We start from the raw sequence: 13,578 nt of genomic DNA, 5'->3' as shown, positions 1-13,578 counted from the left end.
TATTAAATATGAATGCACAGCAAAACTTGTTAGCGGTTGAAGAAAATATCCTCAGTAATTTTAATCAGTATGTAAACGACTTACCTGGTGATAAAGCTGTACAGGAAATCCGCAAGAAAACTATTGAGCAGTTTCAAATGACACGGCTTCCTTCCCGTAAAATCGAAAGATGGCATTATACCAATCTGCGTACCTTACTGAAGTCTATTAGCAATTTTTCAAAAGTTCAAGACAATCAATTGGTTGATGCATTGCTTTCAGAAAGTGCTGTTTTCTCCATAAACAATGGAAAAACATCGATAGAGTCAAAGGTAGACAATATTACAGTAAAACGCCTTTCAGACGCATTAAAAGATAATTCTGTGCAGATAAATCAAAACATTTCTGATGAAGATTTTATTGGACAGTTAAATACAGCTTTTGTTACAGATGGTTGGCTTTTTCACATCCCTGAAAATACAAAGTTAAATATACCCATTGAATTACAAAATATACAAATGGGGGGACAATCTCATATTTTTTCGGATATAAAAGTTGATAAAAATAGTCAAGTTATGTTTATTGAACATCAGGTTGGCAATGATAAAGATACCTTTGTCAGTTCAATATTTTCATTAAGTATTGCTGCTGATAGTGATGTTACGTGGATTCTCATTCGCAATCGTGATTTTAATTCTACACAATTTGGTCGATTTTGTGCTGTTCTTGATCAAAGAGCGAAGTTATCACTTTATGTCATTAATATAGGGAGTCAATTAAATCGCCAAGAAATCGATATTGAATTACAGGGAGAAGAATCTAATTTTCAATTACGCGTCATAAATTTATTATCAGGACAAACACATAGTGATCTTACAATGACTGTTCGTCACGTGGAAGAAAAGTCAACATCAACCGAAATTATACGCAATGTGGTTACAGATAAGGCTGTTGGTGTTTTCCAAGGAATAATACGTGTTTCTCAAAAAGCGCAAAAAACAGATGCACGCATGGCTTGTAATAGCCTTATTCTTTCAGATGATGCAGAATTTAATGCAAAGCCTGAACTGGAGATTTTTGCTGATGATGTTGCGTGCGGTCATGGTGCAACAGTTGCTAATATTAATCATGATTATCTTTTTTATCTTATGGCGCGTGGTATCCCATTTAAAACGGCTCGTGCACTTTTGATTAAAGGATTTATCTCTGAGCTCATTGATGACATCAAGCAGGATAAGATTCAAATCGTTTTGGAGAATATCATTAGTAAATGGCTTGAAAAAAATGTTTAAGGTAGAAAAAATGGAAAATAACATACAAACATTTACTTATAATGTCGAAGAAATTCGGCGTGATTTTCCTATTTTACACCATCAAGTTTATGGAAAGCGATTAGCATATCTTGATAGTAGTGCTTCTGCCCAAAAACCAATGTCAGTACTCAATGCAATGAATAATTATTATCACTATAGTTATGCTAATGTGCATAGGGGAATGTATTTTTTAGCCAATATAGCAACACAATCTTATGAAAATTCTCGTGAAACCGTTCGTGTTTTTCTAAATGCTCAAAAAGCTGAAGAAATTGTTTTTACGAAAAATGCAACAGAAGCTATTAATACTGTTGCTTATGGTTGGGCGATGCCAAAACTCAAAGAAGGTGATGAGATTGTTCTAACGATCATGGAACATCATTCAAATATTATTCCTTGGCATTTTCTCCGTGAACAAAAAGGTGTTAAACTTATTTTTGTTCCTGTCGATGAAAATGGTGTTCTGCACATTGAAGATTTCCAAAAGGCTTTAAGCGAAAAAACGCGGCTTGTTGCTATAACGCATATGTCCAATATATTAGGAACTGTGCCTCCTGTTAAAGAGATTATTAAACTAGCACATCAAAATTCTATTCCGGTTCTTGTTGATGGTTCTCAAGGAGCAGTACATTTAACCGTTGATGTGCAAGATCTCGATTGTGATTGGTATGTCTTTACAGGTCATAAGCTTTATGGTCCCACTGGTATTGGTGTTTTGTATGGTAAAGAAGATAGATTAGAAGAAATGCGTCCTTTTCAAGGGGGAGGGGAAATGATCGAGGAGGTAACAACCGATAAGGTGTTTTATAATGCTCCTCCTTACCGTTTTGAAGCAGGTACCCCTCCTATCGTTGAAGCTATTGGATTAACTGCGGCTATTGATTATATACAAGAGAAAGGTCGTAGCACGATTCATGCCCATGAGAGGTCCCTTTTAGCTTATGCGCAGGAAAAACTTAAAATGGTTGAGTCATTGCGTATTTATGGTCATTCTCCCAATAAAGGAGCTATTATATCATTTACAATTGAAGGAATTCACGCCCATGATATCGCTATGTTTATTGATAGAAAAGGGGTTGCAATACGTGCGGGAACTCATTGTGCACAGCCTTTATTACAGCGCTTTGGTCTAACATCTATTTGCCGCGCATCGTTAGCCATGTATAACACTAAAGAAGATATAGATCAATTGGTAGAAGCATTGCAAGAAACAAGGACATTTTTTAATGGCTGAATTAATTGAAGAGCGTCATTCTACAGAATCTGTTGAAACTGTAAGTGAAAATAAAAAATCTTACATATCAGCAATTCCAGCAGATGAAATTGATCGTATGACGAATGATATTATTGCTGCTCTTAAAACAGTTTATGACCCAGAGATTCCTGCTGATATTTATGAGCTAGGACTGATTTATCGTATTGATATTGAAGATGATCGTTCAGTAAAAATTGAAATGACTCTTACAGCACCGGGATGCCCTGTTGCTGGTGAAATGCCGGGGTGGGTAGAAAATGCAGTCAGTGCAGTTGAAGGGGTTTCGTATGTTGAAGTCACTATGACTTTTGATCCACCATGGACACCTGATTGTATGTCAGAAGAAGCTCAAATTGCTGTCGGATGGTACTAAAAGTATTGTTAAGAGACTCTAATTTAGCCATTCATGAATAAGCTGTTTACTTTTCACAAGCATTTGAATTTAAGGACGATCTCATGAGTTATAATAAACAAAAACTAGAACTCACTTGGATTGGAAAAGAAAAACGCCCAAAACTAGAGCCTCGTATCTTATTAGAAGATCTTGAAAAATCTTATCACGCTTCGCATCAAATATCATCCCAAGATATTTTTGATAATAAGCTTATTTTTGGTGATAATTTGCTCGCGCTCAAAGCGCTTGAGAAAGAATATACGGGGAAGGTAAAATGTATCTATATCGATCCGCCTTATAATACAGGCAATGCCTTTGAACATTATGAAGATGGTTTAGAGCATTCCATATGGCTCAGTCTTATGAGAGACAGGCTAGAATTGTTACATCATTTACTGGCGGATGATGGAAGTATCTGGATATCAATTGATGATGATGAACAAGCCTATCTTAAAGTGATGATGGATGAAATTTTTGGTCGCCAAAATTTCATCAACAATATTATTTGGCAAAAGAAATATGCTCCACAAAATGATACAAAATGGCTTTCCGATAACCATGATTTTATCATGGTTTATGCCAAAGATAAAACGATTTGGCGCCCTCAATTGCTTCCTCGTTCAAACAATATGGATGCGCGCTATAAAAATCCTGATAATGATCCTCGCGGTCCTTGGAAATCTGGAGATTTATCCGTAAAAAGAGTAACACCTAAGGATATTTATGAAATCATCACACCTTCTGGACGCAAGGTAATGCCTCCTAATGGTAGAAGTTGGGCTATGAATAAAAAAAAATTCTTTGAATTATTGAACGATAATCGTATTTGGTTTGGTCCAACAGGAAGTAATGTTCCTTCTATGAAACGTTTTTTATCAGAAGTAAAAAATGGTATGGTTTCAATGACGATTTGGCTCTATACAGAAGTGGGACACAACCAAGATGCCAAAAGAGAAGTCAAAGTTTTTAATTCTGATAATGTCTTTACAACTCCCAAACCTGAGCGGTTAATGGAACGCATCATTCAACTTGCCACTAATCCTGGTGATCTTGTTTTAGATTCTTTTGCGGGTTCCGGCACAACCGGTGCTGTTGCCCATAAAATGGGAAGAAAGTGGATTATGATTGAACTTGGTGAGCATTGTCACACCCACATTATCCCTCGTTTAAAACAAGTCATTGATGGAACTGATCAAGGGGGAATTTCCAAAAGTGTCAATTGGCAAGGTGGCGGTGGATTTCGCTATTATCGCCTTGCACCTTCTCTGTTACAAAAAGATCCATGGGGACAATGGATTATTAGTCGCGAATATAATGCTGCGATGCTTTCAGAAGCAATGTGCAAACATATGGGATTTACCTATGCACCTGATGAAAATCATTATTGGATGCAAGGGTACTCAACCGAAACAGATTATATTTATGTCACAACAAGCGCTATGACCCATGAACAACTCCGTATAATGAGTGAAGAGGTAGGCTCTCATCGCACGTTGCTGATTTGTGGTACAGCCTTTGATACAAAATCAGCATCCTTTGAAAATCTGACACTCACTAAAATCCCCCGTGCAGTGTTAGAAAAATGCGAATGGGGAAGGGACGATTACAGTTTAAATGTAGCCAATCTTGAACCAGTGATTGTGGTAAAAGAAAACAACAAAAATAAAGATATTGCGCAAGCAGAATTAGATTTATTTGAATAGTATATAAAAAGCGGAGTTTTTCATGAACACTATTGAAAAAAGGATTTCTGCTCGCTTATCGTTACGTGATCCTCAACGTGAATCTTTAAATATTTTGGTTAAAATCTTAGAAAATATAGAGCTTTCTAAAAATGCTGATTTGGTTGCAGAGTTAGAAGTGATAAAAAATCTTTATCCTTCTGTACAAGATTTTGAACGAAACTTTCCCTCTTTTTGTTTTGCCTTAGCAACGGGTGTTGGAAAAACGCGACTTATGGGGGCTTTTATTAGCTATCTTTACTTAACAGGTCGCAGTCGCCATTTTTTTGTTTTAGCGCCAAATTTGACTATTTATGAAAAGTTAAAACAGGATTTTAGTCCCCAAAGTCCGAAGTATGTTTTCAGTGGAATGAGTGAATTTATTGCCAATAGACCCGTTATTATTACAGGTGAAGATTATGAAAGTGGTAAAGGTATTCGCGTTGATGAACACCATTTTGAAGGACAAAAGCGTTTGTTTGAGAATAGAGATACGGCCTTTATCAATATTTTTAATATTTCTAAAATTAATACAACAGATAATAAAAAAGGCGCACTAAAATCTAGTATTCCGCGAATTAAACGCTTACAAGAAACGATTGGTGAAAGTTATTTTGATTATCTCGCAAATCTTCCTGATTTAGTTTTGTTAATGGATGAAGCACATCGTTATCGAGCTTCTGCTGGTGCGGCAGCAATTAATGAGTTAAAACCTGTTTTAGGAATAGAGCTTACAGCGACACCAAAAACAATAGGTGCAAAACCCGTAGATTTTAAAAATGTTGTCTATAGTTATTCACTTGCAGAGGCTATGAGGGATGGTTTTGTAAAAGAGCCTGCTGTTGCTACACGTAAAGATTTTCAACCTCAAAATTATACATCTGAACAATTAGAACATATCAAATTACAAGATGCAATTCATGCCCATGAAAACGTGAAAGCAGATTTAATTGTCTATGCAAAAGATTATAACAAAAAGTTCGTTAAGCCTTTTATTTTAGTTGTCGCTCAAGATACAAATCATGCACAGAAATTGCGTGATTTATTGGAATCAGATGATTTTTTTGCAGGAGCTTATAAGGGAAAAGTTATAGAGATTCATACAAAACAGTCGAATATAGAAGAAGATCAAAATATTCAAAAGCTGATTGCAATTGAAGATTCTCATAACCCAACAGAAATTGTTATTCACGTTAATAAATTAAAGGAGGGGTGGGATGTTACTAATCTCTATACTATTGTACCGTTGCGTGCATCGGCTTCAGAAATTTTAACAGAGCAAACAATTGGGCGCGGATTGCGTTTGCCTTATGGGTATAGAACAGGCGTGGAAGCTATTGATCGTTTAACAATTATTGCGCATGATCGTTTTCAAGATATTATTGATCGTGCAAACGATCCAAACTCAATTATAAAAAAGCATATTGAGATTGGAACAGGGGGTGATATATCCTCTGAAAAGACAGATATAGTGACAGTTCCAAGTCAAGTAGAAGCTTTATTGATGCAAACGATGGTAACACGTAATTCCGATATAAATGGAGCATCTTCTGATTTACAAGGTATCATATTACGTAATACAGATTCCCCTACATTAACGCCTGAGGAGCAAGAAATTGCAGCGATCGCGTGGGATCTTATCAAAGAGAATGATAAATTGCCAAGTTCTCAAATGCTTTGTTCTGCACAGATACAAGAAAAAATTGCTAATAAAGTTATGAATATTAAGCCTTCATCACAAAAGTCTCTTGTATCAAAAGTGGTGACAATTCTGACAAAACAATTAACAGAACTGATAATAGATATTCCAAATATTATACTCATACCTTCGCGTGATGTTACTTATGGTTTTTATGATTTTGATTTAAAAAATCTAGAAAGCTTAAATTTTCAACCTGTTAGTAAAGAACTTTTAATTCGAGAATTGCGTACCCATAAAAGCATTTTTCTTACTTCTAAGAATGAATATGTAAAAGAGCCTTATCTTGAAAACTACATCATTCGTGGTTTGATTGATAATGACTTTGTCGATTATGATAACCATACGCTCTTATTACGAAAATTAGCTAGTCAGATAGTAGAACATTTCCGATCTTATTTACCCAATGATACAGCTGTTGAGAACGTATTAATTCACTATCAGCACAAGCTTACTAGTTTTATTGTTGCGCAATTAAGAGAACATCAATGGGAAACGCAAAAAGATTATGCGGTTAAAGTTACACGAGGTTTTACAACTTTATCACCTATCCATTATGTGTTACCGCAAGGGACGTCTCCTCTTGATTTTCGTAATATTCCTGCCATTAAAAGTGATATTAAAAAACTTGTATTCAGCGGCTTTAGAAAATGCTGTTATCCTTTACAAAAGTTTGATTCAGTAGAAGGGGAATTACGATTTGCTCAAATATTAGAGGATGATGCACAAGTCTTGAAATGGATGAAACCCGCTCGAGGTTTTTTCAGAATAGAATATGATAAAGGATCGACTTATGAACCGGACTTTGTTGTAGAAACGAAGGATGCCAAATATCTTTGTGAGCCTAAAAAAGCCTCTGAAATGCAAAATCCTATTGTTTTAAAAAAGAGAGAAGCTGCAGTTCAATGGTGTTGTCATGCAACGCGCTATGCGGCGACTTATGGCGATAAAAAATGGTATTATGTTCTTATTCCCCATGATGCTATTAAAGCAAATAGTAGTTTTGAAGGTTTGTGTGCAGAGTTTACCATTTCAGAATCTATACTTGAGAGCTCGTAACTTTTTGCTTCAAAAATAAAACACATAAGTTTTTTAATTGACGGGTGTGAGGTTCAATCAAATGTTTGAATAATTATTTTTAACTTTTTTCTAACGACGTTAAAATAAAAAGAAAAATGTATAGAAAAGTTATACAAGATTATGCTTTTGTATGGGGATTTGTAGCACATTTACAATTTTTTATAAAAGTACAATCTTATTTTCCTTATGTGAAAAGATCTTTGAGTTATAGTCATAAATTAAAAAAATATTTTGATTTTATTGAGTAATTTGATAAATGTTCTTTTTTTAAAAAACTTAAACAGTTTATTGTTCTTTCATTTAAAACGCCTGAATATAATGAAATACCCAGAGAATAAAAGGGGGAGTTTTTCATATGACTTTAAATTTAACAAACACTGTTTTTAATTTTTTAAAGAAAAACCCGACAAAAAAGTTTACAGCTCGAGAAATTGCTCAATGGATATTTGAAAATTACCCAGAGAAATGCCGCCAAAAACAAAAGCATTCAACGGCGATAATCAATCCCCTTAATAGTGATGCTGCTCTTATTCAGCAAATTGTTGCTGAAATAGGATCGCAGCGCCCTCAATTACAAAAGCGTTATTCAGAAATTAAAACCACTGAAGGACGACCGCGACAATATTATTTTACTAAACAAACAGATAGTGCTGAAATTGACGCAATAGAGGACAATGCAAAGAGTAGAACAGAAGGTGGCTCTGTTAAAGAGCATGATCTTTATCCGTTATTATCTAAATTTTTATGGTCAGAGCTTGCAGTTTATAGCAAGCGCATTAATGAGAAATGTTCTCGTAATAAACATGGTGCAGGCGGAAATAAATGGCTTTATCCAGATCTCGTAGGGATGCAAGATTTAAGCAAGGAATGGAATCGTGAAATCAAAGACTGTGTTTTGCAATATTTTGATAAAAAGACAAAGCTTTGGTCTTTTGAAGTAAAAATTCTCATCAATCGTTCAAATTTACGAAAAGCATTTTTTCAAACAGTTAGTAATTCTTCATGGGCTAATTTGAGTTATTTAGTAGCTAGTGAAATTGAAGGAGTTGATACATTAAAAGAGCTTCGGATGCTTTCAAGTTTGCATGGAATTGGATTTATAAGACTTAATAAGGAAAACTCTTCCGAGAGTGAGATCTTAATTCCTGCCAAAGAACGTAGTGATATTGACTGGGATACTGCTAATAGATTAGTGGAGGAAAACAAAGATTTTCTTGATTATATTAAGCTTATTCGTCAATTTTATCAAACTGGTGAGATGCGTTCTCTAGATTGGGATCATATGTATCTATGAGGGGTATTTTTAAAAAGACTCCATTGTTTAAAAGCCCCTTTTTCAGAGTGATGAAAAATTACTCTAACTATTTTGTTTGACTTATTATATTGATATTGTATCAATTAAATTTTTTTCGCGTACCTCATGAGTGGGGTTGAGTCGGGGAAGAGTAAAAATTCTGTTTTAGGCCTGTTCTATTTTGTGCATTGGGCATGATTCCATTAGATACTAGACTTAATGACTATAATTTATTACAAATTTGCTACTTTAGAGAGTGAAATTCGACTTTTTTGCTTTGTTTATATCAAGCATTAAAAATATTACTTTCTCATATTGAAGTCTTCTTACGGAGAATTTACACTACTATTTCTTTAATTTCTACTGCTGTTCATTTTGATTATTATTAAGTTTTTTATTATCCGAAGTAAACATTCAAAAATATTAATTTTATAAAATATTCACACAGTTTACTCAATTTCTTGAAATAGATTTAAAAAATAAATTTTTCTCACATCTTATAGTAAAGGGGTGTACTATCACAGTTTGCCACAATACTCTCTTTATTTTTCAATAATACCGCACGCTAAACGTGCACCACCTCCGCCAAGCGGTAATGGTTTATCTGATTGATTATCAGCCCCTAAATGAATGACTAAAGAGCGCCCTTTAATTTCAGAGATTTTTTTTAATCGTGGAGCAAGAACGCTCATTATGGCATATCCGTGCTTATCAACATAAAGTGCTGGTAAATCACCAAGATGACCATTGACATTATAAGGTCCTAAATGTTTTCCGGTATGTTCCGGATCATAATGTCCACCTGCGCTTCCACCAATTATGCCATCTTTTGTATCACATGAAGGATTCACATGTACATGAAAACCATGCATCCCTTCTGATAAAGTAGATAAATTAGGGATGAAAATCAAACCGTACGTGTTTTCTTCAATTTTAATGCTACCAATAGCCTTTTTGAAATTGTTATCTTCTAATTTATAAATATTTACTTGTGTTGATAGTGCTAATACAGAATTTTTATGAATTAAAAATGCCATAAAAAACAATAATGATAATAATATTTTTTTCATAAAATACCTTTATACTTATTTTAAATAGATTATTATCTATAATTAATAATCTATATTAATAATATATTATATAAGTGTCTTAAATTGAACTTTTACAAAAATAATTTAAATAGAAATATTAGTTATTAGAAAGAGCAAATAAATTAAAGTATGTTTATATATATATTTCTAAACATAACTTTCATTTTTTGATCTATAAAAAATGTAGCTTCCATAGACTGATAATTATATCTCGCTTACATTTCTTCAAGAGATGCTTTAAAAAATCTACTTTTTTGATGTATAATAAAGAATTAAGCAAACAGTTTTAATAAGTTAGATGTTATTTCATTTATAATATGATAATCGTTTCATCAAAAAAAAGAACATATAATTTGTTGATGATTTAATTGTTTTTCATAGAAAAAATGACGAGAAATTTCTATTCATTATGAAATTTATAAGAGAAAGAATTATTATGATTCATATAAATTTCCCATAAAATACAGCATATACCGACACTTCCTCCCATTCCTGATCCTATCAGTGCTCCTATTATTATTCCGGCAGAAAGTGCTACTCCTATACCCATTGCGATAACTGGACCAAATCCTGGAAGAGCAATATAACCATAAGCTGAAAGAATTGCCGCGATAGCTCCTGATATGCTTCCATTTAAACCGCCAATGAAAGCAAATTCTTTAATAGAATGGCAGCACTTTTTTAAATTTTTTTTCTTACGGCTGTAAAAAGAAACGTTGCTGTAAGTTTTAAAATCAATCATATTCTTTTCTTTCATTTTGAATGCTAACCGTTCCTGAATAGTCAACGGATACGAAAAAATGGGACTTTTTAAATTTTACTAAAGCACGCCAGATGCCATTGTCATCTAAACGCAATCGTTTAATATTCTCAAAACCATTTTGCATAAGACAATTTTTAACTTGTGAAGCAGTAAATGAGTTCTGACCTATTTTAGTGACATTTTGAGTAGAGCTATAGGTAAAGGTTTGACAATAAGGAAGGTGAAAAACTTCACTTATTGAAGTAGTGACTATCAACGAGACACATACAATCATTATAAAAAAAGTACTTAATTTCAAAAATTTATTTAGTGTCATCTTGTTACCATTTGTTAAAACAACACTTCATTAACCTCTGTGTTACTAACAGGTTCCAAAGATGATTTTATTTTTAATATTATACTTAATAATAAAAAGATTTTAAAATCCATTGATTAAATAAAACTGTTTTTTATTATTTATTTTCTTATTAAAATTAATATTATAAAATAACTCTTTAAAAACGGTATTATTTTTCATTTTCTTTATAGTGCAAAATTTAACAGATGTGATTTAGCAAGATATCTTTACAATTTAAGCTTTAGTCTATAATTAAGTTTTATCTTATTTCATATCAATATGCTAAATATATATAATAATTTTTTCTTTCCTAGAAAGAACAAAGATATTTTTTGCATCAGTAATATGATATGATTGCAAAATGCAATTTATTATTTTTTTATTTTACGTTATTATCCATTATTGTTCAGTAGGGCTGTTTTGATGATTTTGTTGGAGATATTTGCATAATTTCCTTGAATCCATAACCCGGATACATTCCTTCGCGCATAAATAAATTACGTAATGGTGGAAAACTATGTAACAAACCAAGCCCAATGCTTCGTATGATATGAACAGGCAACATATGAGAAAGTAGAGCAGAGTTCAGTGTATGAACAGCTCCACTTCGGATTAATATATCTGGTTTGCGACATTTGTTATAATGTGCAACAATCATTTCAGAGTTAGAATTGGATATTTTATTAGGTAAAATATCAATTAAAGTTTGGACATCACGGAATCCTAAATTCAATCCTTGTGCCCCAATAGGGGGGAAAACATGAGCGGCTTCACCGACTAAAATTGTTCGATTAGCAGCAAAATGACGAGAAAGAAGTCCGAAAAGCGGCCATGCTTGAATTGATGTTTCTAAGCTTAGCTTTCCAAGCATTGATTGCATTTTGTTTTCGATCATTTTTGCAATTGTTTTTGGTTCTGTATTCAATAATTCTTCAGCACGGGAAGGATGAACAACCCATACAAGACTAGATCTTCGTCCTGGTAGTGGAACCTGTGTAAATGGACCGTGTTCTGTATGAAATTCGGTTGATGTATTTTGATGAGAAAACTCATGAGAAAAGTTGAGAACAAGTGCTTTTTGTGGATAATTCCACTGTTTGACACTTATCCCTGCTGCGGCACGTGTAAGAGAGTGACGTCCATCAGCTGCAATAACAAGTGGTGCTTGAATGACTCTACAATCAGCAAGAGTAATACATACATGTTTTTTTGTGTGATGAACAGATTTGGCTGCAGAAACAAATCTTGTAATATTGGGCGTATGTGTAACAGCATCGACTAAAGCACTGTTCAATTTTACATTAGGTATATTATAGCCAAAAGCTTTTTCACCAATTTCAGCAGAAGAAAAATGCACCGTAGGAGCATGCACAATTCTAGAAGTTATATCTATAATTCTCATGGAAGATAAAGCTGCTGCATGTTTTTGAAGATTATCCCAAATATTGAGTTTTTGAAGCATGCGTATTGCAGGCATCATAAGAGCAGTTGTCCGTAACTCATCTGTATGAGCAGGGGGCCCAACAAGAAAAACAGAAAGCCCCTCATGTGCAAGACTCAGCGCCGCTAACATTCCGACAGGGCCTGCACCAATAACAGCAATATCTTTATGCTCTTCCTTTTCAAATATCACAATGACTTGAACCTTTCTCCATTGAGAAAATATTTTAACATTTCCAAATGATCGCTCTCTTTTTATTATATGAAGCTCTTCTATTATAGTATGTAATAAATAATGCGATATAAAAAAGTAACCTTTTTATGATTTTTTAAAATGCTGAGTTATATCATCGGTAAAAAATGGCGTATTGATAGATGGTTGAAGACTTTAAAAACGAGGATAAGAAAAACTTGAAACGTAAACTAACAAAGAAAATCAAAACAAATGCTAAATTATTACGCCATAAAAAAGTAACAATGCCACAAGCAAAGGCCTTTTCTGTTCATTTACTAACAGCTTCGGGATCATTTTTAGCGTTTCTTTCTCTTATATCAGCCTCTCAAAAAGAATGGACAGCTATGTTCTGTTGGCTTGGGCTTGCTCTTCTCGTTGATGGTATAGATGGACCAATTGCACGTAAACTTGATGTTAAATACGTTCTTCCAACATGGTCTGGAGAGCTGTTAGATAATATTATTGATTACGTGACTTATGTCTTAATTCCTGCCTTTGCACTCTATCAAAGTGGTTTTATGGGGGTAGGGTTATCATTTTCATTGAGTGCAATTATTGTTATTTCATCTGCTATTTATTATGCAGATACTAGTATGAAAACCAAAGAAAATTTTTTTAAAGGATTTCCTGTTGTTTGGAATATGATGATTTTTACGCTTTTTGTCGTCAGACCAGGAGAGTGGATTACTTTTATCATTATTGTTTTATCGGCGATTATATCTTTTTTGCCAATTTATTTTATTCATCCAGTAAGAGTCCTTCGTTTACGTAGGGTTAATTTTCCCATTTTTCTCTTATGGTGTTTTTTTGGTATTTCTGCCTTCTTTTATCAACTAGAGGCTCCCTATTGGATTAAAATAGGAATTTCGGTAACAGGAATTTATATATATTGTATTGGTGCAATCATGCAAATATTTCCTCAACTTGGGGCAAAAAATATAAAAAAACAATGAAATAGTTGTTTTAAGAAGGGTGTG

General features: G+C 33.6%; 11 protein-coding genes. 7 read left to right on the top strand and 4 right to left on the bottom strand.

All coding sequences use genetic code 11. The features are described 5' to 3' along the window. Nucleotides 1–8: 8 nt before the first annotated feature. From sufD to ACFILH_RS01245, 6 genes are all read left to right on the top strand, one after another. The gene (sufD, locus tag ACFILH_RS01270) at nucleotides 9–1,271 is read left to right on the top strand and encodes a Fe-S cluster assembly protein SufD (protein ID WP_375667253.1); all 1,263 of its coding nucleotides are present in this window, start codon (nucleotides 9–11) and stop codon (nucleotides 1,269–1,271) included. Between the two features lie 10 nt (nucleotides 1,272–1,281). Next, complete coding sequence (locus ACFILH_RS01265; protein ID WP_375667252.1) at nucleotides 1,282–2,526, top strand: cysteine desulfurase; 1,245 nt, start codon at nucleotides 1,282–1,284, stop codon at nucleotides 2,524–2,526. After that, a complete protein-coding gene (locus tag ACFILH_RS01260; protein WP_273791253.1) occupies nucleotides 2,519–2,920 on the top strand; it encodes an SUF system Fe-S cluster assembly protein in 402 nt (133 codons plus the stop codon). Before ACFILH_RS01265 ends, ACFILH_RS01260 begins: the two co-directional genes overlap by 8 nt. A gap of 83 nt (nucleotides 2,921–3,003) precedes the next feature. After that, nucleotides 3,004–4,644, top strand: a complete 1,641-nt coding sequence (locus ACFILH_RS01255; RefSeq protein ID WP_375667251.1) for a site-specific DNA-methyltransferase — start codon at nucleotides 3,004–3,006, stop codon at nucleotides 4,642–4,644. 22 nt (nucleotides 4,645–4,666) lie between these two features. Further along, on the top strand, nucleotides 4,667–7,420 hold the full coding sequence (locus tag ACFILH_RS01250; protein ID WP_375667250.1) for a DEAD/DEAH box helicase: 2,754 nt from the start codon (nucleotides 4,667–4,669) through the stop codon (nucleotides 7,418–7,420). A 376-nt stretch (nucleotides 7,421–7,796) separates the two neighbouring features. Next, complete coding sequence (locus ACFILH_RS01245) at nucleotides 7,797–8,735, top strand: COG2958 family protein (RefSeq protein WP_375643431.1); 939 nt, start codon at nucleotides 7,797–7,799, stop codon at nucleotides 8,733–8,735. A 542-nt stretch (nucleotides 8,736–9,277) separates the two neighbouring features. On the opposite strand, the gene sodC is transcribed toward ACFILH_RS01245, so the two are convergent. The 4 genes from sodC to ACFILH_RS01225 form a co-directional block, all read right to left on the bottom strand. Then, nucleotides 9,278–9,805 (bottom strand): superoxide dismutase [Cu-Zn] SodC, encoded by a 528-nt coding sequence (sodC, locus tag ACFILH_RS01240; protein WP_273791249.1) that lies wholly within the window; start codon nucleotides 9,803–9,805, stop codon nucleotides 9,278–9,280. 421 nt (nucleotides 9,806–10,226) lie between these two features. After that, the gene (locus ACFILH_RS01235; RefSeq protein WP_375631138.1) at nucleotides 10,227–10,583 is read right to left on the bottom strand and encodes a hypothetical protein; all 357 of its coding nucleotides are present in this window, start codon (nucleotides 10,581–10,583) and stop codon (nucleotides 10,227–10,229) included. Further along, a complete protein-coding gene (locus tag ACFILH_RS01230; RefSeq protein WP_273791056.1) occupies nucleotides 10,561–10,905 on the bottom strand; it encodes a hypothetical protein in 345 nt (114 codons plus the stop codon). The genes ACFILH_RS01235 and ACFILH_RS01230 overlap by 23 nt, the downstream gene beginning before the upstream one ends. Before the next feature lie 427 nt (nucleotides 10,906–11,332). Further along, nucleotides 11,333–12,559 carry a UbiH/UbiF family hydroxylase gene (locus ACFILH_RS01225; protein WP_375637628.1) on the bottom strand — a complete coding sequence of 409 codons (1,227 nt, stop codon included), beginning with the start codon at nucleotides 12,557–12,559 and terminating at the stop codon, nucleotides 11,333–11,335. 182 nt (nucleotides 12,560–12,741) lie between these two features. Here ACFILH_RS01225 and pcsA point away from each other — a divergent pair, with 182 nt between their 5' ends. Beyond that, the gene (gene pcsA / locus ACFILH_RS01220; RefSeq protein WP_375657780.1) at nucleotides 12,742–13,554 is read left to right on the top strand and encodes a phosphatidylcholine synthase; all 813 of its coding nucleotides are present in this window, start codon (nucleotides 12,742–12,744) and stop codon (nucleotides 13,552–13,554) included. The last annotated feature ends 24 nt before the right edge of the window (nucleotides 13,555–13,578 follow it).

It is taken from the genome of Bartonella sp. CL435QHHD (assembly GCF_042195095.1).
GTDB lineage: Bacteria > Pseudomonadota > Alphaproteobacteria > Rhizobiales > Rhizobiaceae > Bartonella.
The sequence above is the reverse complement of the archived record's forward strand: the minus strand, read 5'-3'. Positions and strand labels throughout refer to the sequence as shown.